We start from the raw sequence: 23,417 nt of genomic DNA on the forward strand, positions 1-23,417 counted from the left end.
TGGAAGCGTGCGCGCAGCTGGGATTCCCGAGGCCGCGAGGGTGCACGCTTCGCGAATCACATATTTCAGGCCCAATGCGAATAATGCCGCCTTGTTCTCGGCGGATGCCGGAGACCACGATCACCTCGTTCCGGCGTCATCCCTGGCCACCGCCCGGATGTGACGCCCGTCTTCGAGGAGGTTCCTGTGAACGATCGACTCAGTCTCGGTCCGGATGCGGCACGGCAGCTGGCCACCGCCACCAAGACCAGCCCGCAGATGCGCGGCATCACCCCGCGCTATCTGCTGCGCGCTCTGCCCTGGGTGGACGTCGAATCCGGTGTCTACCGCGTCAACCGCCGCCGGACCTTCGTCCTGGGCGACGACCTGATCAGCAGCTACAGCGAGGACGGCACCCACCACATCGTCCCGGAGGACCTGCGGGAGGTGCCGTACCTGAGGGACGCCGACGAAGCGCTGCTCACCGAACTGGCCGCCGCGTTCACGGAGGTCACCTTCGAGTCCGGACAGTTACTGGCCTCGGAGGGCGACGCCTCCGATCGGATATGGGTGCTCGTGGAGGGCCGGGCCGAGAAGCGCGTGACGGGCCGATACGGTGAGGACGCGCTGCTCGAAGTGATCGGGGACGGCCAGTTCTTCGACCTCGACGCCTGGACCCGCGCCGAGCCGATGCCCTACCGGGTCAAGGCCCTCACCTCCGGAGTGGCGCTCTGCGCCGACCGCAGCGCGCTGGCCGGACTGACCACCCGCAGCGAAGACCTGCAGGCGGCACTCGACTCGTACCTCGCCGGGGACATGCCCGTGCCGGGCTCCGAGGTGCCGGTGGATCTCACCGCCGGCCACGTCGGAGAACCCGATCTCCCGGGCACGTTCGTGGACTACGAGGACACGCCGCGGGAGTACCACATGAGCCTCGCGCAGACGGTGCTGCGGGTGCACACCCGCGTCGCCGATCTCTACAACGGGCCCATCGACCAGACCCGCGCCCAGGCCAATCTGACCATCCAGGCGCTGCGCGAGCGCCAGGAGTCGTCGATGCTGAACCACCCGGAGTTCGGGCTGCTCAACACGGTCGCACCGGGGCAGCGGGTGCAGTCGCGGACGGGCTCGCCGACCCCCGACGATCTGGACGAACTGCTGGCGAAGGTCTGGAAGCAGCCCGGCTTCTTCATCGCGCACCCCCGGGCGATAGCCGCCTTCGGACGGGAATGTACGCGGCGGGGTGTGCCCCCGGTGACGGACAGCAGATTCGGCAGCCCCCTGCTGACATGGCGGGGAGTGCCGCTGCTCCCCTCCGACAAGGTGGGGTTCACGGGTCACAACGGCGCCAGCACCACCTCGATCCTGCTGATGCGGGTGGGCGAGGCCGAGCAGGGCGTGGTGGGGCTGCGGCCGACGAAGGTCCAGGACGAGGTCGAACCGGCGCTGTCGATGCGGAACATGGGCGTCGACCAGAAGGGCATCACCTCGTACCTGATGACGGCCTACTTCAACACCGCGGTGCTGGTGGAGGACGCCACCGCCGTCCTCCGGAACGTCGAGGTGCACAACTACCATGACTACTCCTGACGTTACGGAGCGCGCGGTCCTGGGCGGCCTCACCCCGAACGGGGTCGCGGGTGCGGTCCCGGGTTCAGCCCCGGGCTCGGCCCCGAGCGTGGTCCCTGCCGCATCTCCGGCTGCGGCTCCGGCTCCGACTCCGGGGTCGGGGACGGGGTCGGGAATGGGCCGGCAGGGCGGTGCCTTCTCTCCTGAGACGGCTCGCAAGGACTTCCCGATACTGCAGCGCCTGGTCAACGGCCATCCGCTGGTCTGGCTGGACAACGCCGCCACGACGCAGAAGCCGCGTCAGGTGATCGAGGCACTCGCCGCCTACTACAGCGCGACCAACTCCAACATCCACCGCGGCGCGCACACCCTGGCGCGCGAGGCCACCGAGGCGTACGAGGCGGGCCGGGCCGCGGTCGCCGAGTTCCTGGGCGCCGCGTCTCCGGAGAACATCGTCTTCGTGCGCGGCACCACGGAGGCGATCAACCTCGTCGCGCAGAGCTGGGGGCGGGCCAACCTCGGGCCGGGCGACGACATCCTGGTGCCGGTACTGGAGCACCACTCGGACATCGTTCCCTGGCAGCTCATCGCCAAGGAGACCCGGGCCCGCGTGGTTCCGGTCCCGCTCGGACCGGACGGCCAGATCGACCAGAACGCCTACGCCGACCTGCTCTCGTCGCGGACGCAACTCGTGGCGATCAGCCACGCGTCGAACGTACTCGGCACCGTCCCGCCGGTGCGGGAGATGACGGCGCTGGCGCACCGCTACGGCGCCAAGGTGCTGGTGGACGGGGCACAGGCGGTCGCTCATTTTCCGGTCGACGTCCAGGAGATGGATGCCGACTTCTATGTGTTCTCCGGCCACAAGATCTTCGGTCCAACGGGCATCGGTGTGCTGTACGGGAAGCCGGAGGTATTGGAGAGCATGCCGCCGTGGCAGGGCGGCGGCAACATGATCGACTCGGTCAGCTTCGCCCGCACCACGTACGCACCCGTTCCGCAACGGCTGGAGGCCGGCACCGGTCATATCTCCGGGGTGGTCGGACTGTCGGCCGCGCTGAACTGGCTGACCTCCTTCGACCGGAGCGCTGTCGCCGCCTACGAGCAGGGGCTGATGTCCTACGCGCAACAGGCGCTGTCCATGGTCCCCGGCCTCGAGACGGTGGGGGCCGCACCCGACAGGATCGCCGTCCTGACCTTCACGCTCGCGGGTCAGGACCCGGCCACGGTGGCCGACTGGCTGGACCGCGACGGCATCGCCATCCGCGCCGGCCACCACTGCGCCCAGCCGGCCCTGGCCCACTACGGCCTCGAATCCGCGGCACGCGCCTCACTCGCGCTCTACAACACATCCGAGGAGGTGGACCAGCTGGTAACCTCCCTGCGCCGGCTCACCGACAGCACGCCGTGACGAGGAAGCGCTCCTAGCAGGCCCGGAGGGACGCCCGCCGCCCGCGGCCGGGACGGCGAAGGGGGCGCCCGGCCGGCCGGGTACCCCCTTCGTGTGTCATGACGGTCGCGCTGCTCAGCCCTGGAAGTGACTCATCGAGGAGTCGTCGAAGCGGGCGTTCATCACCTTCGAGGACCAGCAGGACGAGATGACGCCGGTGCTCACCTTGATCTTGCAGATCTCGCAGCAGGCGTGGTTGATGCAACCGCCCGGAGCGGCGTACGTCGTCCAGGTGGCGGTGTCGCGGGCGGCGACGGCCGGGCGCGGTAGCTTCGTCACGTCTGCCGCCACCCCCTGTACACGGCACCGCCGCTGCGGAGATCCTTCGGAGCGGTAACCGACAGAGCCGCCGCTACCGCCGGCCTCCGTGACCGGCGGCCATATCCGGGAGAGAGTGCATTGACTCAGGAACCGACACCGGATGCCGAGATCAGGGCGCTCCTGGCGTCCCTGGACGGACAGCGACGGCACGTCCTGGGAATCCTCGACGGGCTGGACGCGGACGCGCTGCGTCGAGTCGTGCTGCCGTCGGGATGGAACTGCCTCGGGCTCGTCCAGCACCTCGCCCTGGACGTCGAGCGGTTCTGGTTCCGTGCCGTCCTCACCGGGGACAAGGACGTCATCCGCAGCCTGGACGAGATCGACGACGCGTGGGTGGTGGGACCCGATACCCCGGCCGTCGACGTCCTCGAGCGGTACCGCCGGGAGACGGACCTCGCGAACGCGGTCATCACCGCCACCGCCGCGGACGCCCCACTGGCCTGGTGGCCCCACCACCTCTTCGGCGAACCCCACCTGCACACCCTCCGAGACGTCCTCCTCCACGTCATCACGGAGACCGCCTGCCACGCGGGCCATCTGGACGCGGCGCGGGAACTCCTCGACGGCCGCCGCTGGATGGTCCTGACCTGAGCCGCCCCGCAGCGGCCGGCGAAGGAGGCCGTCACTTCGAGGCCGCCCGACGGGCCGTGCCTTGTTCTGTGATCGTGAACAAATAGACTCTTCCCCATGCCGTGCGAAGGTCGCCCCAGGGTGTGCAGCCGCAGGTACTCGCCGATGAGGGGGCCGACACGTGGGAGGCGGACGGATGGATCCGGAAGCGCGGCCGCCGGTGATGGCGGATGTGGCGCGGGTCGCGGGCGTGTCGCATCAGACGGTGTCGCGGGTTCTCAACGGGGCGTCGCATGTACGCGAGGAGACGCGGGACCGGGTGCTCGCCGCGATCCGGCAGCTGGACTACCGGCCCAATTCGGCGGCCCGGGCCCTGGTGACCCGGCGCTCCCAGACGCTGGGCGTCGTCAGTTTCGGCAGTGTGCTCTACGGGCCCGCCTCGATGCTGGACGGGATCGAGCAGGCGGCGCGCAGCGCGGGCTACTTCGTCAGTGTGGCGAGCCTGCGGTCCCTGGACAGCCGCTCGGTGCAGGAAGCGGTGGACCGGCTTCGTGACCAAGGCGTGGAGGGCATCGCGGTGATCGCGCCGCAGACGTCGGCGGTGAGCGCGATCGGCAAGCTCTCGACCGTCGTGCCGGTGGTCGCCGTCGGTTCGGGCAGCGAGTCCCGTGTGCCGGTGGTGGCGATCGACAACGAGTCCGGCGCGCTGGCCGCCACCCGGCACCTGCTGGATCTCGGGCACACCACGGTGCACCATGTCGCCGGCCCGCCCGGCTGGTTGGAGACGACGGCCCGCCAGAACGGCTGGCGCAAGGCGCTCAAGGCGGCGGGGGCGCCGGTGCCTCCGGTGCGGAGCGGGGACTGGAGTGCCCGCTCCGGATACGAGGCCGGTCTGGGGCTCGCGGCGGACCCCGCGGTCACGGCGGTGTTCTGCGCCAACGACCACATGGCACTGGGGCTGCTGCGGGCGCTCCACGAGTCGGGCCGCGCGATCCCCGGCGACATCAGCGTCGTCGGGTTCGACGACATCTCCGAGGCCGCCTACTTCTCACCGCCCCTGACCACCGTGCGTCAGGACTTCGGCGAGTTGGGCCGCCGCGCGCTGGAGCTCCTGGTGGAGGAGCTCAACGGCGCCGGCCACTCCCGACAGCACATCCTGCTGCCACCGGAAATGGTGCTGCGACGGAGTACGGGCCCGGTCCCGTCCCGCTGAGTGCGGCGGCGGATGAGTGATGTTCGGACCCGAAGAACCCCCGCGGTTGCGTGGCCGAGCCCGGCTCCCGGTCCTCGGCGCGCAACTTTGTTATCGTTAACAATCACATCCGCTCTTCATCGTGTCAGCTCCAGGAGGGTCTGTGCCGCGGCCTGCCGAAGACACTCGTCTGCCCACCATGTCGGACGTCGCCCAGCTGGCGGGCGTCTCGCATCAGACCGTGTCCCGGGTGCTCAGCGGCCATCCGAACGTGCGCGAGGTGACCCGCGCCGGGGTACAGAAGGCGATCGACGAGCTGGGATACCGTCGCAACTCCACCGCGCGGGCCCTGGCGACCCGGCGCACCCGCACGCTGGGCGTGGTCGCGGCGGACACCACGCTGTTCGGCCCGGCCAGCACGGTCGCGGGGCTGGCGGAGTCGGCCCGTGCCGAGGGGTACATGGTCTCGACCGTGAGCGGGCGGGCACTCAGCCGGCACAGCCTCACCGAGGCGTTGGAACACCTCGGTGAATGGGGCGTCGAGGGGGCCGTGGTCATCACCCCGCAGCGCGAGGCGGCGGCCGCGCTCTTCGAGCTGCGGCACCCGTTCCCGGTGGTGACCGTCGAGGGCGGCCACGATCTGGAGATCCCCAGCGTGTCGGTGGACCAGCACCTGGGTGCCCGGCTGGTCACCGACCATCTCCTCGGGTGCGGCCACCGCACCGTCTGGCACGTGGCCGGGCCCCAGGACTGGCTGGAGGCGGCGGCCCGCATGGCGGGCTGGCGTGCGGCCCTGCACGAGGCGGGTGCCGACGTGCCACCACCGCTGATCGGCGACTGGAGCCCGCTCTCCGGCTACCGCGCCGGCCAGGAACTCGCCGGCCGTGTCGGCCGCCGGGTAGCCGGCGGCTCCGATCTGACGGCGGTGTTCGCCGCCAACGACCAGATGGCGCTGGGCATCATGCGCGCCTTCCGGGAGGCCGGAGTGCGGATCCCCGTGGACGTGGCGGTCGCCGCCTTCGACGACATCCCCGAGGCGGAGTTCTTCGCACCGCCGCTGACCACCGTCCGGCAGGACTTCGCCGCGGTCGGGCGGGCCAGCATCCGGCTGCTCCTGGACCGGATCGAGGGCGGCGACCGCGACCGCGACCGTACGGCCGTCCCGCACCATGTGATCGAACCCCAGCTCATCGTGCGCGGCAGCACGACGACCCCGGTGGTCTGAACCCGCCGGCGTACCGGCGCAACGTCATGCTGCCGGCCCCCGAGAGCACCTCTCGGGGGCCGGCAGCGAAACCCACAGCGGGGTATGAGGTGGGTGCGGGACGGGTCAGGAACGGGTCAGGATCGTCAGGAACCGATCTTGCGCTTGTTGTAGACGTCGAAGCCGACGGCCGCCAACAGCACCAGCCCCTTGATGACCTGCTGGTAGTCGGTGCCTATGCCCACCAGCGACATGCCGTTGTTGAGCACACCGAGCACCAGACCGCCGATGATCGCGCCGAGGACGGTGCCGACGCCGCCGGCGGCCGAGGCGCCGCCGATGAAGGCCGCCGCGATCGCCTCCAGTTCGAAGTTGATACCGGCCTGCGGCGTACCGGCGTTGAGCCGGGCCGCGAAGACCAGACCGGCCAGCGCGGCCAGGACGCCCATGTTCACGAAGGCCAGGAAGACGACGCGCTTGCTCTTCACGCCTGACAACCGGGCGGCCGGCTCGTTCCCGCCGATCGCGTAGGTGTGCCGGCCGAGTATCGAGTTGCGCATCAGATAACCGAAGCCGACCAGCAGGACGCCCAGGATGAGCAGGACGACCGGGAAGCCGTGATAGCTGGCGAGGAGCAGGGTGAACACGGTCACCGCGGCGGTGATGGCGGCCAGTTTGGCGAGGAAGAAGCCCAGCGGAAGCAGTTCGAGCCCGAAGGCGGCGGCCTGCCGTCGGCCGCGGACCTCCTGGAGCACCGCGATGGCGAGCACTCCGATCCCGAGCAGCAGCGTCAGGTTGTGGTAGTCGGTGTACGGGCCGACCTCCGGCATGAAGCCGCTGCTGATCTTCTGGAAGCCACGCGGGAACGGGGCCACCGACTGGCCCTGGAGCAGGATCTGGGTACCGCCGCGGAACAGCAGCATGCCGGCCAGCGTGACGATGAACGACGGGATGCCGACGTACGCGATCCAGAACCCCTGCCAGGCTCCGGCGACCGCGCCGATCAGCAGCGCGGCGACGAGCGCCACCGGCCAGGGCACCTGGTGTTTGACCATCATCACCGCGGCGGCCGCGCCGATGAAGGCGGCGAGCGACCCGACCGACAGGTCGATATGGCCCGCGATGATGACGATCATCATGCCGATGGCCAGGATCAGGATGTAGCTGTTCTGCTGGATCAGGTTGGTGACGTTGAGCGGCTTGAGCAGGGTGCCGCCGGTCCAGATCTGGAAGAGCAGGACGATCAGCGCCAGCGCGACCAGCATGCCGTACTGGCGGATGTTGCCGCGCAGGGCCTGGACCAGCTGTTCTCCCACCCCGCCACCACCGCCCTCAGGGCCTGTCGGCCTGTCGTCGGCCGGTGTGCTCGCCTCGATGCCGGAGGTCTGTGTCTGGGCCATGCGTCACACCTGCTCGTTCTGGGTTGCCGCGCTCACGGTCATGAGGCGCATGAGTGATTCCTGAGTGGCGTCGGCGCGGTCCACCTCGCCGGTGAGCCGGCCCTCGGCCATCGTGTAGATCCGGTCGCACAGGCCCAGCAGCTCGGGCAGTTCCGAGGAGATGACCAGCACCGCCTTGCCCTGGGCGGCCAGCTCGGCGATCACCGTGTAGATCTCGGCCTTCGCACCGACGTCGATGCCGCGGGTGGGCTCGTCGAGGATCAGTACGTCGGGCTCGGAGAAGATCCACTTGCTGAGGACGACCTTCTGCTGGTTGCCGCCGCTGAGCTTGCCGGTCGCCGCGAAGACGGAGGGCGCCTTGATGTTCATCGAGGCGCGGAACCTCTCCGCGACCCGTGTCTCCTCGTGCTCGTTGACCCAGCCGCGCCGGGCGACCTTCCCGAGCGCGCTCAGCGAGATGTTGCGACTGATGTCCTCGGTCAGATGGAGCCCGAGCTGCTTGCGGTCCTCGGTGACGTACGCGAGGCCGTGCCCGATCGCCTCCGGAACCGTACGGGTCCTGATCTCCACTCCGTTCAACAGCACCCGGCCCCCGGTGTACCGGCCGTAGGAGCGGCCGAACACGCTCATCGCGAGTTCGGTACGCCCGGCGCCCATCAGCCCCGCGACACCGACGATCTCGCCGCGCCGCACATGGACGGAGACCGCGTCGACGACCTTGCGCTGATGGTCGATCGGATGGAGGACGGTCCACTCCTCGACGGCGAAGGCGACGTCGCCGATGTCGGGAGTGCGTTCGGGGAAACGGTGGTCCAGGTCGCGGCCGACCATGCCCCGGATGATGCGGTCCTCGGAGATGCCCTCGGTGCCGACGGCGACGGTCTCGATGGTCCGGCCGTCCCGCAGGATGGTGACGGAGTCGGCTACGCGGGCGATCTCGTTGAGCTTGTGCGAGATGATGATGCAGGAGATCCCCTGCGCCTTGAGTTCGAGGATGAGGTCGAGCAGCTTGCGGCTGTCCTCGTCGTTCAGCGCGGCCGTCGGCTCGTCCAGGATCAGCAGCTTCACCTCCTTGGCGAGCGCCTTGGCGATCTCGACCAACTGCTGTTTGCCCACCCCGATGTCCGCGATCCGGGTCTGCGGGTTCTCGTGCAGACCGACCCGCTGGAGCAGCTTCTTCGCGTGGGTGAGGCTGCGGTGCCAGCTGATGATGCCGTGCGAGGCGTGTTCGTTGCCGAGGAAGATGTTCTCGGCGATGGAGAGATAGGGCACCAGGGCGAGTTCCTGATGGATGATCACGATGCCGCGCTGCTCGCTCGCCCGGATGTCCTTGAAGGCGCACGGCTCACCCTCGAAGAGGATCTCGCCCTCGTACGAGCCGTGCGGGTACACCCCGCTGAGCACCTTCATCAGGGTGGACTTGCCGGCGCCGTTCTCACCGCAGACGGCGTGGACTTCGCCGGGTGCGACGCTCAGGGTGACGTCGGAGAGCGCTTTGACGCCGGGGAAGGACTTGCTGATCGAACGCATCTCCAGGACGGGTCCGGCCATGATGGGCATCCGTTCGGGTCGGGGTCAGGGTTGGGGGGGCGGGTCGGGGGCAGGTCGGAGGCGGGGCGGGGAAGTTCGGTGGGTAGTGGGGAACACGCTCTCGGAGTCGGCTACTTGAGCTGAGCGGCGGAGAGCTGCCCGGTGTCGACCAGCACCTTGCGGTAGTTGTCCTTGTCGACACTGACCGGCTGCAGCAGGAAGGCCGGTACGACCCTGGTGCCGTTGTTGTACTGCTTGGTGTCGTTGACCTGGGGCTTGCCGCCGGTGAGCAGCGCGTCGCCCATCTGCACGGCCACCTTGGCGAGCGCCCGGGTGTCCTTGGAGACGGTCTGGGTCTGCTCGCCGGCGATGATGGACTTCACCGACGCCAGTTCGGCGTCCTGACCGGTGACGATGGGCAGTTCCTTGCCCGACCCGCCGTATCCGACGCCCTTGAGGGATGACAGGATGCCGATCGAGATGCCGTCGTAGGGGGAGAGCACCGCGTCGACCCGGGCCGTCGAGTAGGACTTGCTGAGCAGGTTGTCCATCCGGGACTGCGCGAGCCCGCCGTCCCAGCGCAGGGTGGCGATCTGGTTGAAGTTGGTCTGGCCGCTGCGGACGACGAGCTTCTTGTCGTCGAGGTACGGCTTGAGCACGCTCATCGCGCCCTGGAAGAAGTACGGGGAGTTGTTGTCGTCCGGTGAGCCGCCGAACAGCTCGACGTTGAACGGGCCCTTGCCGTCCTTGAGGCCGAGCTTGTCGGCGATGTAGGTGCCCTGGAGGACGCCGACCTTGTAGTTGTCGAAGGTCGCGTAGTAGTCGACGTTCTTGGTGCCGAGGATGAGCCGGTCGTAGGAGATCACCGGGATGTCGGCGTCGGCCGCCTTCTGCAGCACATCGGTGAGTGACGAGCCGTCGACTGCCGCGATGACCAGCAGCCGGGCGCCCTTGGTGATCATGTTCTCGATCTGGGACACCTGGTTCTCCACGACGTTGTCGCCGTACTGGAGATCCGTCCTGTACCCCTTGTCCTGGAACTGCTTGACCATGTTGGCGCCGTCGTTGATCCACCGTTCCGAGGATTTGGTGGGCATTGCGATACCGACCAAACCGCCCTTGGCGTCAGGGTGTTTCGCATGGGCGCCGACGCCGTTGGCACTCTGCCCGCAGGCGGCCAACACCATTGTTAGCGCAACCAGGGCGAGGCCCGTCGAAATTTTCCGCACACTTCCTCCAGTGATGTGCCGCGATCAGCGGGACCCGCGTACGGCGTCCGCGTGACCCCGGTGTCCTCGGACCGGTCGAGTCCCCGTGCTGGGGCGGGGTGTGATGAGCGCGCAGGAATCGCGCACGGATCTGGCTCGTCCGACAGGGGCCCGGTGGCTGCTGACAAGCCCGCCGATGCCCGGCCGGGCCATGGCGCCGGCCTGGCGTTACAAGAGTGTTAACGCTAACAGAACGAGCGTCAAGGCCCGGAGGGTCACCGTTTCGAATCGCACACCATCAGGGCGGCGTCCGCACGGCACCGCACGGCATCGCAAGCCATCGGGCCGGCGTCGCAGGGGGCATGGGGCGGCGGCGCACGGCATGGGGCGGCATCACGCGGGCCGCCGCCCGTTGTCGATTTGTGATCTGCGCGGAGCATTGACGCCATCTGTTGTTAACGCTCACACTCTGGGGGTCGGAAACCTTCGGGCAACATGCCGGGGTCGCCGGTTCTTGGGTCGGGCGCCGGCCCCGCCCGTCAAGCCCCACCGTCCCAACTCACGCAACGGAGAGCTCGACTCATGATTGTTAACGCTAACAATTCGGCTGGCGCCTTGCCCGCCACTGCCGGGGCCGCGGCCACCGGGGCCTCCCGCACCACCCGGACCGACTACGTCCTGGGCATCGACTTCGGCACGCTCTCCGGACGCGCCGTCGTCGTCCGGGTGTCGGACGGTGCCGAGATCGGCAGCGCCGTCCATGAGTACTCCCATGCGGTGATCGACGACCGATTGCCGGGCAGCAACGTCCCGCTGCCACCGGACTGGGCCCTCCAGCATCCGGAGGACTGGCTGGACGTGATCCGCCGCGCCGTCCCCGAGGCCATCGCCGCCGCCGGGATCGACCCCGCCGCGGTGATCGGTATCGGCACCGACTTCACGGCCTCCACCTGCCTTCCCACCAGCGCCGACGGCACCCCGCTCTGCCTTCGTCCGGAGCTCGGGTCCCGGCCGCACGCCTGGCCGAAGCTGTGGAAGCACCATGCGGCCCAGCCCCAGGCCGACCGGATCACCGCGCTCGCCCACGAGCGCGGTGAGGACTGGATCGCCCGCTACGGCGGTCTGATCTCCTCCGAGTGGCAGTACGCCAAGGCCCTCCAGGTGCTGGAGGAGGACCCGGACACCTACCGGCGCACCGACCGCTGGATCGAGGCGGCGGACTGGATCGTCTGGCAGCTCACCGGCGTCGAGACCCGCAACACCTGCACGGCCGGATACAAGGGGATCCACCAGAACGGTGGCTACCCGTCGACCGGGTACCTGGCCGCTCTCAACCCCGCCTTCGCGGACTTCGCGCGGACCAGGCTGGAGCACCCGCTCTCCCCGCTGGGCGACCGGGCCGGTGGCCTGACGGCCCGGGCCGCCGCCTGGACCGGGCTCCCGGAGGGCATCGCCGTCGCGGTCGGCAACGTGGACGCCCACGTCACCGCCCCGGCGGCACGGTCGGCCGGACCCGGCGAGCTGCTCGCCGTGATGGGCACCTCCACCTGTCACATCCTCAACGGCGAGCAGGTGGCCGAGGTCCCCGGCATGTGCGGGGTGGTCGACGGGGGAGTGGTCGACGGGCTGTGGGGCTTCGAGGCCGGGCAGAGCGGCGTCGGGGACATCTTCGGCTGGTTCGTCGAGCACGGCATCCCGCCGACCTACCACGAGCAGGCCGCCGCCGAAGGCATCAGCCTGCATGAGCACTTGACCCGGCTGGCCGCCGGCCAACCGGTGGGCGGGCACGGCCTGGTGGCGCTCGACTGGTGGAACGGAAACCGGTCGGTGCTGGTCGACCACCGGCTCTCCGGGGTGCTGGTCGGTGCCACGCTGGCCACCCGGCCGCCGGAGATCTACCGTGCGCTGCTCGAGTCGACCGCCTTCGGCACCCGGGTCATCGTCGAGGCCTTCGAGAAGTCCGGCGTCCCCGTCACCCGCTTCACGGTGGCCGGAGGCCTCACCAGGAACGCGCTGCTGATGCAGATCTACGCGGACGTGCTGCGCCGCCCGCTGAGCGTCGCCGCCTCAGAACAGGCCCCGGCGCTGGGCTCCGCCATCCACGCGGCGGTGGCGGCCGGGGCGTACGAGAACGTGCCGGCCGCGGCCGAGCGGATGGGGCGCGTGCACCGGGACCGGTACCTCCCGGACGCGGCCCGTGCCGACGCGTACGACCGGCTGTTCGCCGAGTACCGCGCCCTGCACGACCTGCTCGGCGGCGAGCACAGGGGCGTGCTGCACCGACTGCGCGAGTTGCGCAACGCGACCGGCACCTCTGCCGCCAACTGACCCGTACGGAAGGCCGCCATCATGACCGAGCGCACAACCGACGACCCCCGCACCGAGCGCGCAACCGAGGACCCCCGCACCGAGCCCATGGCCGACCCCGGGACCGCATCCCTCACCGCGCTCACCGCCCTCACCGACCCCGCGATCGGCCGGATACGGCAGCAGGTCAGCGATCTGCACCAGGATCTCGTCCGCTACCAGCTCGTGGTGTGGACCGCAGGCAACGTCTCGGCCCGCGTGCCGGGACACGACCTGATGGTCATCAAGCCCAGCGGTGTGTCCTACGACGATCTGACTCCCGAGAACATGATCGTCTGCGATCTGTACGGGCAGGTCGTCGAAGGTACGCACAACCCGTCCTCGGACACCGCCGCCCACGCCTACGTCTACCGCAACATGCCCGAAGTGGGGGGCGTGGTGCACACCCATTCCACGTACGCCACCGGCTGGGCGGCGCGTGGTGAGGCGGTGCCCTGCGTCGTCACCGCGATGGCGGACGAGTTCGGCGCGGAGATACCGGTCGGCCCGTTCGCGCTGATCGGCGACGACTCGATCGGCCAGGGCATCGTCGCCACCCTCAAGGGCCACCGTTCGCCCGCCGTGCTGATGCAGAGCCACGGCGTGTTCACCATCGGCAAGGACCCGAAGGCCGCCGTCAAAGCCGCCGTGATGTGCGAGGACGTCGCCCGCACCGTCCACATCTCCCGACAGCTGGGAGAACCGGTGGGCATCGCCGCACCGGACATCGACTCGCTCTACGACCGCTATCAGAACGTATACGGCCAGCAGCCCGCCGGCCGTGAAGGAGTGCAGGAATGAAGTCGCTCGAAGGCCGCGAAGTCTGGTTCCTCACCGGCAGCCAGGGACTCTACGGGCCGGACACCCTCCGGCAGGTCGCCGAACAGTCCCAGCAGATCGCCGAGGCACTCAACGACGGGCCGGACATCGCGGTCCGGGTGGTGTGGCTGCCCGTACTCACCGACGCGGAAGCGATCCGGCGGGTCTGCCTCGACGCCAACGCCGCCGACGACTGCGTCGGCGTGATCGCCTGGATGCACACGTTCTCCCCGGCCAAGATGTGGATCGCCGGCCTCGACGCGCTGCGCAAGCCGATGCTGCACCTGCACACCCAGGCCAACCGGGCGCTGCCGTGGGGCTCCATCGACATGGACTTCATGAACCTCAACCAAGCGGCGCACGGGGACCGCGAGTTCGGGTACATCCAGTCCCGTCTCGGAGTGGCCCGCAAGACGGTCGCCGGACACGTCAGCGACCCGTCGGTGGCCCTGCGGATCGGATCCTGGGCCCGTGCCGCGACCGGTCACGCCGCGCTGCGCGGCCTGCGGGTGGCGCGGTTCGGCGACAACATGCGGGACGTCGCGGTCACCGAGGGCGACAAGGTCGAGGCACAGCTGCGGTTCGGCGTCTCGGTCAACACCTACGGCGTCAACGACCTCGTCGCCGTGGTCGACGCGGTGACCGACGCCGACGTCACCGAGCTGACGAAGGAGTACCAGGAGACGTACCGGGTCGCGCCCGAGCTGCGCTCCGGAGCGGAGCGGCACGACGCGCTGCGGTACGCGGCGCGGATCGAACTCGGCATGCGGGAGTTCCTCACCGACGGCGGTTTCCAGGCGTTCACCACCAACTTCGAGGACCTCGGAGGGCTGCGCCAGCTGCCCGGTCTGGCCGTCCAGCGCCTGATGCTCGACGGTTACGGCTTCGGCGGTGAGGGGGACTGGAAGACCGCCGCGCTGCTGCGCACCGTGAAGGCGATGTCGGCGGGTCTGCCCGGTGGGACGTCGTTCATGGAGGACTACACCTACCACCTGGAGGCCGGGCAGGAAGTCATCCTCGGTGCGCACATGCTCGAGGTCTGCCCGTCGATCACCGCCGAGGTGCCCTCGTGCGAGATCCACCCCCTGGGCATCGGTGGCCGGGAGGATCCCGTCCGGCTGGTCTTCGAGGCCGCCCCGGGCCCGGCCGTCGTCGTGGGGCTCGCCGACATGGGGGACCGGTTCCGGCTGGTCGCCAACGAGATCGACCTGGTCGCCGCCGCGGAGCCGCTGCCCAACCTTCCGGTGGCGCACGCCGTATGGAAGCCGCAGCCCGACCTGCGGACGTCGACCGAGGCGTGGCTCACGGCCGGCGCCCCGCACCACACCGTGCTCTCCAGCGCCATCGGGACGGAAGAGCTCGTGGATCTCGCGGAGATGACAGGGGCCGAACTCCTCGTCATCGACGCGGGGACCACCATCCGGCGGTTCAGCCAGGAGATCCGCTGGAACCAGGCGTACCACCGGCTGGCACGAGGTTTCTGAGCGGCTTCCTGTTCACCGCAGAACCACTCCAGTCGCACCACCGCAGTCGCACCACCCCGGTCATACATCGCAGGGAATTCCCCGGCTCGAAGGAGAGTGCACGATGTCCCTCACCGCCTCCACCCCGGCAAGACCCCGTCACCCACGACTGCGTACGCGCAGTGCCGCCGCGGCCGTGCTGGCCGCGGCGCTGTGCCTCTCCCTCGCCGCCTGCGGCGCGGGCAAGAAGGCCCCCGCCGGCAGCGGCACGGACGCGAACGGCGCCAAGAAGCTGGTCTTCGGTTTCTCCCAGGTCGGATCCGAGAGCGGCTGGCGCGCCGCCAACACCAAGTCCATCCAGGACGCGGCGAAAACCGCCGGCTTCGAGCTCAAGTTCTCCGACGCGCAGCAGAAGCAGGAGAACCAGATCGCCGCGATCCGCACCTTCATCCAGCAGAAGGTGGACGTCATCGGCTTCTCACCGGTGGTCGTCACGGGCTGGGACACCGTACTGAAGGAGGCCAAGGCCGCCGGCATCCCGGTGATACTCACCGACCGGGCGATCGACACCCAGGACACGTCCCTCTACAAGACCTTCATCGGGTCGGACTTCGTCAAGGAGGGGACCGCCGCCGGTCAGTGGCTGCTCGACGCGGAGAAGAGCGGCACCGGCACGGTGAACATCGCGGAGCTCGAGGGCACCACCGGTTCCGCCCCGGCGATCGACCGCAAGAAGGGGTTCGAGGGCCTGGTCCTGAAGGACCCCCGGTTCAAGCTGGTCGCGGACCAGACCGGTGACTTCACCCGTGCCAAGGGCAAGGAGGTCATGACGGCCTTCCTGAAGGCGCACAAGAACATCAATGTGCTCTTCGCGCACAACGACGACATGGCGATGGGTGCCATCCAGGCGATCGAGGAGGCGGGTCTCAAGCCCGGAAAGGACATCCGCATCGTCTCGATCGACGGGGTCAAGGACGCCTTCCAGGCGATGGTCGACGGCAAGATCGAGGTCGTCGTCGAGTGCAACCCGCTGATCGGGCCGCAGGTCATGGACCTCGTGCGGAAGCTCAAGGACAAGGCCGAGGTGCCGGCCCGGGTCGAGTCCAAGGAAGGCGTCTTCACCAAGGACAAGGCGGCCGCCGAACTCCCCAACCGGCAGTACTGATCTCGCCGGTACCGTTCCGGTGATCCGGGACGGGGGCGCCCCAGGTGGGCGCCCCGGACCCGGCCGGAGCCGACAAGCGGCCCGAGGAGAGGAGCTCCCATGTCGACGCCGCAGCTCAGCCCCGCTCAACCCGTCCTCCGGATGACCGGCATCACCAAGGAGTTCGCCGGCGTCCGGGCCCTCGCCGGAGTCGGACTCGACCTGTATCCCGGTGAGGTGCACGCCCTGATGGGCGAGAACGGCGCCGGGAAGTCCACCCTCATCAAGGTGCTGACCGGAGTGCACGAGGCCGAAGCCGGGACCGTCACGCTGGACGGCGTCCCGGTCCGGTTCGCCGGGCCGCTGCAGGCGCAGCGGGCCGGGATCAGCACTGTGTACCAGGAGGTCAACCTCTGCCCCAACCTGTCGGTCGCGGAGAACATCTTCCTCGGCCGCGAGCCCCGCAGGTTCGGCCGCATCATGTGGTCCGAACTGCGCCGGCGGGCCCGTGACCTGCTGTCCGGGCTCGACCTGGAGATCGACGTCCGCGCGCCGCTGGACACCCTTCCGCTCGCCCTGCAGCAGATGGTCGCCATCGCCCGCGCCGTGGACATCCGGGCGAAGGTGCTGATCCTCGACGAACCCACCTCCAGCCTGGACCGCGAGGAGGTGGCCCAGCTGTTCACGGTGATCCGCCGGCTGCGTGGCGAGGGCGTGGCGATCCTGTTCGTGACGCACTTCCTGGACCAGGTCTACGACGTGTCCGACCGGATCACCGTGCTCCGCGACGGCCGTCTCGTCGGTGAGTACCGCACCGCGCACCTGCCGCAGATCGAGCTGGTGTCGGCGATGCTCGGGCAGGAGCTGGGGGAACTCACCGACCGGGGCCGGGGCGACCGCGAGCGGCCGGCCGGGGCCCCGTTCGCCGAGGCGCGCGGACTCGGACGTAAGGGCGCCATCGCGCCGTTCGACCTCGCTGTGCGCCCGGGGGAGGTACTGGGCCTCGCCGGGCTGCTCGGCGCGGGACGCTCGGAGACCGCCCGGCTGCTGGCCGGCGCCGACCGCGCCGACACCGGCAGTCTCACCGTCGACGGCCGGACCGCCACCCTGCGCAGTCCCCGCGCCGCCGTCCGGCGGGGCATCGCGTTCTGTTCGGAGAACCGCAGGAGCGAGGGCATCATCCCTGATCTGACGGTACGGGAGAACATCGTCCTCGCCCTCCAGGCCGCCCGCGGCTGGGCCAGAGCACTCCCCGCCCGCCGGACGGAGGAGCTGGTCGCGCACTGGACAGCGGCCCTGCACATCCACCCGGCCGACCCGGAGGCGGTCGTCCGCAACCTGAGCGGCGGCAATCAGCAGAAGGTGCTGCTCGCCCGCTGGCTGATCACCGAACCGAAACTGCTGATCCTCGACGAACCGACCCGGGGCATCGACATCGGGGCCAAGGCCGAGATCCAGCGGCTGGTGGCCTCGCTCGCCGCGGACGGCATGGCGGTGGTCTACGTCTCCGCCGAACTCGAAGAGGTGCTGAGCCTGTCCGACACCGTCGCGGTACTGCGCGACCGCGAGCTCGTGGCGACACTGCCCAACACCGCCGAACTCACCCTGGACCGGCTGATGGAGACCATCGCGACCGGAGGGACCCACTGATGCCGCCCCTCATCACCAGGCTGGCCGCCCACCGGCTGTTCTGGCCGCTGGCGCTGCTCGCCGCCCTGCTGGTCACCAATGTCGTCCACACCCCCGACTTCTTCTCGATCCGGATCCGTGACGGCCACCTCTTCGGCAGCCTGGTCGACATCCTGCGGCTCGGCTCCCCGCTGCTGCTGGTCGCCCTCGGTATGACCCTGGTCATCGCCATCGGCGGGATCGACCTGTCGGTCGGCGCCGTCGTCGCCGTCTCCGGAGCCGTCGCCTGCCTCAACATCAGCGAGCTCACCGACCAGCGGAGCGTGGGTGGCGTCGTCGTCGCGGTACTGCTCGCACTCGGCGTGTGCATCGCCCTGGGGGTGTGGAACGGCGTGCTGGTCGCCGGGATCGGCATGCAGCCGATCATCGCCACCCTGATCCTGATGGTCGCGGGGCGCGGCGTCGCACAGATGATCACCAGCGGCCGGATCGTCACGGTGAACAGTGAGCCCTACCACCTGATCGGGGGCGGGTACGAACTCGGCCTCCCGCTCTCGGTGGTGATCGCCGCTGCGGTGCTCGTACTGACCGGTCTTGTCGTCCGGCGCACCGCACTCGGGCTGCTGCTCGAAGCGGTCGGCGGCAACCGGGAGGCCAGCCGGCTGGTCGGAATCCGGGCCCGGGGCCTCACCATCGCGGTCTACGCGTTCTGCGCGCTGTGCGCGGCCGGTGCCGGACTGATGATCAGCTCCAACGTGGCCGCCGCCGACGGGAACAACGCGGGCCTGTGGATCGAGCTCGACGCGATCCTCGCCGTGGTCATCGGCGGAACCTCGCTCACCGGGGGCCGCTTCCACCTCGGCGGGACCGCCATCGGCGCCCTCGTCATCCAGACGCTCTCCACCACGGTCTACACCGTGGGGGTGCCGCCCGAGACGACGCTGGTGTTCAAGGCGCTGGTCGTCATGGCGGTCTGTCTGCTGCAGTCCCCGGCGTTCCGCACCAAGGTGCTGTCGCGCAAACCGCCCCGCCGGCCGGATACCGGCGGCGCCCGCCCGGACGTCACCGCGACGAGCACCGGCACCTCCCGGAGCAACACACCGGCCAACGCCGCCCAGAGCCCGAAGGAGGCGACCACCCTGTGAGCGCGACCCAGCCCCGCGCCGCCGCCGGCCGCGGCGTCCGCACCTTCCTGGCCCAGCACCGCGACTACGTCCCGGTCATGGCCACCGCTGTCCTGTTCGCGCTGACCCTCGAAGCGGGCAACTACCGTTACCTGGACTTCCTGGCCGGCCAGACCATCGCCAACCTCTTCGTGGACAACGCGTTCCTGTTGGTCATCGCCGCCGGCATGACGTTCGTGATCCTCACCGGCGGCATCGATCTCTCGGTCGGAGCCGTCGCCGCGCTCTCCACGATGCTGTGCGCCACGCTCGTCGAGCGGCACGGATGGCCGCCGGCCCTGGTCATCCCGCTGGTCCTTGCGGCCGGCGCCCTGATCGGTGGCGCCATGGGCTACGCCATCCATCACTTCGAGGTGCAGCCCTTCATCGCGACGCTGGCCGGGATGTTCTTCGCCCGGGGCCTGTGCTACCTGATCAGCACCAACGCGATCCCGATCGACGACCCGGTCTTCACCACCCTGGCGCAGTCCCATGTCACCTTCCCCGGAGGGGTGTTCATCTCCTGGTCGGTGGTCATCGCGCTGGGCGTCGTCGCCGTCGCGTTCCTGACGCTGCACTACACGAGGTTCGGCCGGGCGGTGTACGCGGTCGGCGGCAACGCGCAGTCGGCGCTGCTGATGGGGGTCCCGGTCGGCCGGACGGTGATCCGGGCCTACACCGTCAGCGGGCTGTGCTCGGCCCTGGGCGGAGTGCTGTTCACGCTCTACACGCTGTCCGGGTACAGCCTGCACCTGGTCGGCACGGAGCTCGACGCGATCGCCGCCGTGGTGATCGGCGGGACGATCCTGGCCGGCGGCTCCGGCTACGTCCTGGGCTCCCTGCTGGGCGTGCTCGTCCTCGGGGTCATCAAGACCATCATCACCTTCGAGGGCACGCTCAGCTCCTGGTGGACGAAGATCGCGGTCGGCACGCTGCTGTTCGCCTTCGTCCTGCTGCAGCGCCTGATGACGTCCCGCCGGCGAGCCTGACCGACCGACCGGCCGCCCCGCGGCCCGTCCCGCACCCCACGCGCCATGGAATCCGCCCTTCACCACCTTTCAAGGGAGACCCATGCCTTTCACCCGGTCCCATCGACCAGGCCGTCATCTCCGGCAACGGCTCCGTACCGCTGCCGCCCTCGCCACGAGCGCGGCACTCCTCACCGTCGGCTTCGTCCCGCTCGCGGCCACCCCCGCCGCCGCGGCCACCGCCCTCGCCGGGCACTGGGCGCTGGACGAGGCCACCGGCAGTACCGCGGCCGACGACTCCGGCGGCGCCCACCCGGGCACTCTCGCGGCGGGAGCCAGCCACGCGGCCGGGCAGGTGGGCGCCGGGAGCGTCGCGACGAACGGCACCGGCACCGGCAACATCGACCTCGGCGCCCCGATCGTCGACACCTCCGGCTCCTTCAGCGTCTCCGCCTGGGTGAAGCTCGACAACACCGACGGCTACCAGACCGCCGTCAGCATCGACGGCGCCGAGGTGAGCGGCTTCTACCTCGGACTGCGCGGCGACACCGAGACGTTCGCCTTCGCCCGGCTGCCCTCCGACACCGTTGGGACGGCGGCCGTCGCCGCCTCCGGCGACAGTCCGGCCGCCGGTTCCTGGTACCACCTCACCGGTGTCCAGGACACCGCCGCCGGCACGCTGTCGCTGTACGTCAACGGCAAACTGCAGACGGCCGTTCCGTACACCACTCCGTGGAAGGCCACCGGGCACGCCTTCGCCGGCCGGGGCAAGTACGCCGGGAATCCGGTGGACCACCTCGAGGGAGGCGTGGACGACCTGCGGTTCTACACCGGCGCCCTGGCCGCGTCCGAGGTGACCGCGCTGGACCAGCCCGCGCACTGGGCGTTCGACGCGGGCACCGGAACCTCCGCCGCGGACAGCTCAGGCCACGGCCACCCGCTCACCCTCGGCGCGACGGCCGCCTGGACCACCGGCAAAGCCGGTGCGTACGCGCTGCGGTCCAACGGGACGGCCGCCTCGTCCGCGACCACCGGCGCCGCCGCGACGGACACCTCGCAGTCCTTCTCGGTCTCGGCCTGGGTCAGGCTCAACTCCCTCACCGGCTACCAGACCTTCGCGAGCCTCGACGGGACCGCCGTCTCCGGCTGCTACCTCCAACTGCGCGGCGACACCGGAAAGTTCGCCTTCACCCGGCTGGCGTCCGACAGCTCCACCGCCACCGTCCACCACGCCGACGCGACGGCCGCCCCGACCACCGGCACCTGGTACCACCTCACCGGCGTCAGCGACAACGCGTCCGGCCGGCTGAGGCTGTACGTCAACGGCATCCTGCAGTCCACGGTCGCGTACACCACCCCGTGGAAGGCCGCGGCGGGCACAGCGGTCGGCCGCGGCAGGTTCAACGGCACCCCGGTCGACTTCGCCGACGCCGCCATCGACGATGTGGTGATCTACGACCATCCGGTGACCGCTCCCGAGCTGGAGACCCTCCTGGGCCAGGGCAACGGCACGCTCTCCGTCAACGCTGCCACCGCCGCGCACGCGCTGCCGAGCGACTTCTTCGGCCTGATGACCGAGGACATCAACCACTCCGGCGAGGGCGGCCTGTACGGCGAACTGCTGCAGAACCGCTCGCTGATGGCCACCTCCAGCAGTCCTACCTCCTGGTCCGCCGTCGGCTCCACCGGCGGCTCGGCGAGCATCGCGCTGGACACCGCGAATCCCCTCAACAGCGCGCTGACCCGGTCGCTGAAGGTCTCCCTGACAGGTGCCTCGCCGGGCAACCGGGCGGGCGTCGCGAACAGCGGCTTCTGGGGTATCCCGGTCAAGCCGTCCACCACCTACACCGCCTCGCTGTACGCCAAGGCCGCCCCGGGCTTCACGGGACCGCTCAAGCTCTCCCTGGAGAGCACCGGTGGCACGGCCTACGCGACGGCCACCATCCCCGCTCCGACCACGGCCTGGAAGAAGTACACCGTCCGCCTGACCACCGCGGCCGGCGCTCCCACCGGTTCCGCCAACCGCTTCGTGCTCTCCTCCGAGAGTGCCGCGGGAGCCACCTTGTGGCTGAGCAACGTGTCGCTCTTCCCACCCACCTACAACAACCGCCCCAACGGACTGCGGGTCGATCTGATGGAGAAGATGAAGGCCCTCAATCCCTCCTTCATCCGGCTGCCGGGCGGCAACTACCTCGAAGGCAACACGGTCGCCGAACGCTTCGACTGGAAGAAGACCCTCGGCCCGACCGAGACCCGGCCCGGACACCAGGACCCCTGGGGCTACTGGTCCACGGACGGCCTCGGCCTGCTGGAATACCTCGAATGGTGCGAGGACCTCGGCGCCCGGCCCGTCCTCGGGGTCTACGCCGGCTACTCCCTGCAGCACGATGTCGTACCGCTGGACCAGCTCGCCCCGTACGTCCAGGACGCCCTGGACGAGATCCAGTACATCACCGGCGACGTGACGACGAAATGGGGTGCCAGGCGCGCCGCCGACGGGCATCCCGCGCCGTTCTCCCTCCAGTACGTCGAGGTCGGCAACGAGGACTGGTTCGACACCACCGGCAGTTATGACGGCGCCAACGGCCGCTACGCACAGTTCCACGATGCCATCAGGGCCGCCTACCCGGCGCTCAAGCTGATCGCCACCACCGCCGTCTCCGCACGCACTCCCGATGTGGTGGATCTGCACAACTACCGCTCGCCCGGCTGGTTCAACGCGAACGCCAACGCCTACGACACCTACTCGCGCAGCGGCCCGAAGGTGTTCGAGGGGGAGTGGGCCTCCCAGGTCGGCCGGCCGACCCCGACGCTGGCGGGTGCGATCGGCGACGCGTCCTGGCTGACCAATCTGCAGCGCAATTCCGATGTGGTGGCGATGGAGGCGTACGCCCCGCTGCTGGCCAACGTGAACAGCGTCCAGTGGAACACCAACCTGATCGCCTTCGACGCCTCGACCAGCTACAACTCTCCCAGCGCCTACGTCCAGCAGATGATGGCCGCCGCACACGGCGACCAGATCCTGACCGCTTCTTACAGCGGCACCAGCACCGTCAACCAGGTGGTCAGCCGCTCGTCCCGCACCGGGAAGTACTACATCACCGTCGTGAACCCGGGCGGGAATCCGCAGTCGATCACCGTCCGTCTGACGGGCGCCGGCGCGGCCGTCCCGACCACCGGTACCGCCGTCACCTTGACCTCCGCCCATCCGTCCGACACCAACACCCTCACCGATCCCCGCCACATCGTCCCGGTCACCACAGCGGTGACGGGTCTGGGAGCCACTTTCACCCGCACCTTCCCGGCCAACTCGGTCACCCAGCTCACCATCGGCTGAGCGGAAGCACGTCCCTGACGGCGTCGGCCGACCCTCACCGGCCGGCCGACGCCCGGGCGCGGAATCAGTTCTGTTCACATCCGCTCACAGCATTGACGGACCTCCGGCGCGGCTCTAACTTTCAT

At 69.7% G+C, this 23,417-nt stretch carries 17 protein-coding genes; 13 read left to right on the forward strand and 4 right to left on the reverse strand.

What is annotated here, in order from left to right:
- The first annotated feature begins 186 nt into the window (after positions 1 to 186).
- A complete protein-coding gene (locus tag LNW73_RS33430) occupies positions 187 to 1,569 on the forward strand; it encodes a family 2B encapsulin nanocompartment shell protein (RefSeq protein ID WP_250992569.1) in 1,383 nt (460 codons plus the stop codon).
- A gap of 154 nt (positions 1,570 to 1,723) precedes the next feature.
- On the forward strand, positions 1,724 to 2,959 hold the full coding sequence (locus tag LNW73_RS33435; RefSeq protein WP_374118245.1) for a SufS family cysteine desulfurase: 1,236 nt from the start codon (positions 1,724 to 1,726) through the stop codon (positions 2,957 to 2,959).
- 114 nt (positions 2,960 to 3,073) lie between these two features.
- On the opposite strand, the gene LNW73_RS33440 is transcribed toward LNW73_RS33435, so the two are convergent.
- Positions 3,074 to 3,277, reverse strand: coding sequence for a hypothetical protein (locus tag LNW73_RS33440; protein ID WP_250992571.1), 204 nt, complete (start codon positions 3,275 to 3,277; stop codon positions 3,074 to 3,076).
- 120 nt (positions 3,278 to 3,397) lie between these two features.
- On the opposite strand from LNW73_RS33440, the gene LNW73_RS33445 reads away from it, so the two are divergent.
- The 3 genes from LNW73_RS33445 (at position 3,398) to LNW73_RS33455 (ending at position 6,306) form a co-directional block, all read left to right on the forward strand.
- Complete coding sequence (locus tag LNW73_RS33445) at positions 3,398 to 3,910, forward strand: DinB family protein (protein ID WP_250992572.1); 513 nt, start codon at positions 3,398 to 3,400, stop codon at positions 3,908 to 3,910.
- A 175-nt stretch (positions 3,911 to 4,085) separates the two neighbouring features.
- Positions 4,086 to 5,102, forward strand: a complete 1,017-nt coding sequence (locus LNW73_RS33450; RefSeq protein ID WP_250992573.1) for a LacI family DNA-binding transcriptional regulator — start codon at positions 4,086 to 4,088, stop codon at positions 5,100 to 5,102.
- 142 nt (positions 5,103 to 5,244) lie between these two features.
- On the forward strand, positions 5,245 to 6,306 hold the full coding sequence (locus tag LNW73_RS33455; protein WP_374118246.1) for a LacI family DNA-binding transcriptional regulator: 1,062 nt from the start codon (positions 5,245 to 5,247) through the stop codon (positions 6,304 to 6,306).
- 125 nt (positions 6,307 to 6,431) lie between these two features.
- On the opposite strand, the gene mmsB is transcribed toward LNW73_RS33455, so the two are convergent.
- The 3 genes from mmsB to chvE all read right to left on the reverse strand — a co-directional run bounded on the left by mmsB (position 6,432) and on the right by chvE (position 10,444).
- A complete protein-coding gene (gene mmsB / locus LNW73_RS33460) occupies positions 6,432 to 7,685 on the reverse strand; it encodes a multiple monosaccharide ABC transporter permease (RefSeq protein ID WP_250992575.1) in 1,254 nt (417 codons plus the stop codon).
- A 3-nt stretch (positions 7,686 to 7,688) separates the two neighbouring features.
- The gene (gene mmsA, locus LNW73_RS33465) at positions 7,689 to 9,236 is read right to left on the reverse strand and encodes a multiple monosaccharide ABC transporter ATP-binding protein (RefSeq protein ID WP_250992576.1); all 1,548 of its coding nucleotides are present in this window, start codon (positions 9,234 to 9,236) and stop codon (positions 7,689 to 7,691) included.
- A gap of 110 nt (positions 9,237 to 9,346) precedes the next feature.
- Positions 9,347 to 10,444, reverse strand: coding sequence for a multiple monosaccharide ABC transporter substrate-binding protein (gene chvE, locus LNW73_RS33470; RefSeq protein WP_374118247.1), 1,098 nt, complete (start codon positions 10,442 to 10,444; stop codon positions 9,347 to 9,349).
- A 657-nt stretch (positions 10,445 to 11,101) separates the two neighbouring features.
- Between chvE and araB the strand changes: the two genes are divergently transcribed.
- The 8 genes from araB (at position 11,102) to LNW73_RS33510 (ending at position 23,292) form a co-directional block, all read left to right on the forward strand.
- The gene (gene araB, locus LNW73_RS33475; RefSeq protein ID WP_285393773.1) at positions 11,102 to 12,751 is read left to right on the forward strand and encodes a ribulokinase; all 1,650 of its coding nucleotides are present in this window, start codon (positions 11,102 to 11,104) and stop codon (positions 12,749 to 12,751) included.
- A gap of 21 nt (positions 12,752 to 12,772) precedes the next feature.
- Positions 12,773 to 13,570 (forward strand): L-ribulose-5-phosphate 4-epimerase, encoded by a 798-nt coding sequence (locus tag LNW73_RS33480; protein ID WP_250992578.1) that lies wholly within the window; start codon positions 12,773 to 12,775, stop codon positions 13,568 to 13,570.
- A complete protein-coding gene (gene araA, locus LNW73_RS33485) occupies positions 13,567 to 15,072 on the forward strand; it encodes an L-arabinose isomerase (protein ID WP_250992579.1) in 1,506 nt (501 codons plus the stop codon). The genes LNW73_RS33480 and araA overlap by 4 nt, the downstream gene beginning before the upstream one ends.
- Before the next feature lie 103 nt (positions 15,073 to 15,175).
- The gene (locus LNW73_RS33490) at positions 15,176 to 16,216 is read left to right on the forward strand and encodes an ABC transporter substrate-binding protein (RefSeq protein ID WP_250992580.1); all 1,041 of its coding nucleotides are present in this window, start codon (positions 15,176 to 15,178) and stop codon (positions 16,214 to 16,216) included.
- Positions 16,217 to 16,315: 99 nt separating this feature from the next.
- The gene (locus tag LNW73_RS33495; protein ID WP_250992581.1) at positions 16,316 to 17,845 is read left to right on the forward strand and encodes a sugar ABC transporter ATP-binding protein; all 1,530 of its coding nucleotides are present in this window, start codon (positions 16,316 to 16,318) and stop codon (positions 17,843 to 17,845) included.
- Positions 17,845 to 18,969, forward strand: coding sequence for an ABC transporter permease (locus LNW73_RS33500; protein WP_250992582.1), 1,125 nt, complete (start codon positions 17,845 to 17,847; stop codon positions 18,967 to 18,969). Before LNW73_RS33495 ends, LNW73_RS33500 begins: the two co-directional genes overlap by 1 nt.
- Positions 18,966 to 19,976, forward strand: a complete 1,011-nt coding sequence (gene yjfF / locus LNW73_RS33505) for a galactofuranose ABC transporter, permease protein YjfF (RefSeq protein WP_374118248.1) — start codon at positions 18,966 to 18,968, stop codon at positions 19,974 to 19,976. Before LNW73_RS33500 ends, yjfF begins: the two co-directional genes overlap by 4 nt.
- Positions 19,977 to 20,058: 82 nt before the next feature.
- On the forward strand, positions 20,059 to 23,292 hold the full coding sequence (locus LNW73_RS33510) for a LamG-like jellyroll fold domain-containing protein (RefSeq protein WP_250992583.1): 3,234 nt from the start codon (positions 20,059 to 20,061) through the stop codon (positions 23,290 to 23,292).
- The last annotated feature ends 125 nt before the right edge of the window (positions 23,293 to 23,417 follow it).

This window comes from Streptomyces sp. RKAG337, from assembly GCF_023701715.1.
In the GTDB taxonomy this organism is placed as follows: Bacteria; Actinomycetota; Actinomycetes; order Streptomycetales; family Streptomycetaceae; genus Actinacidiphila.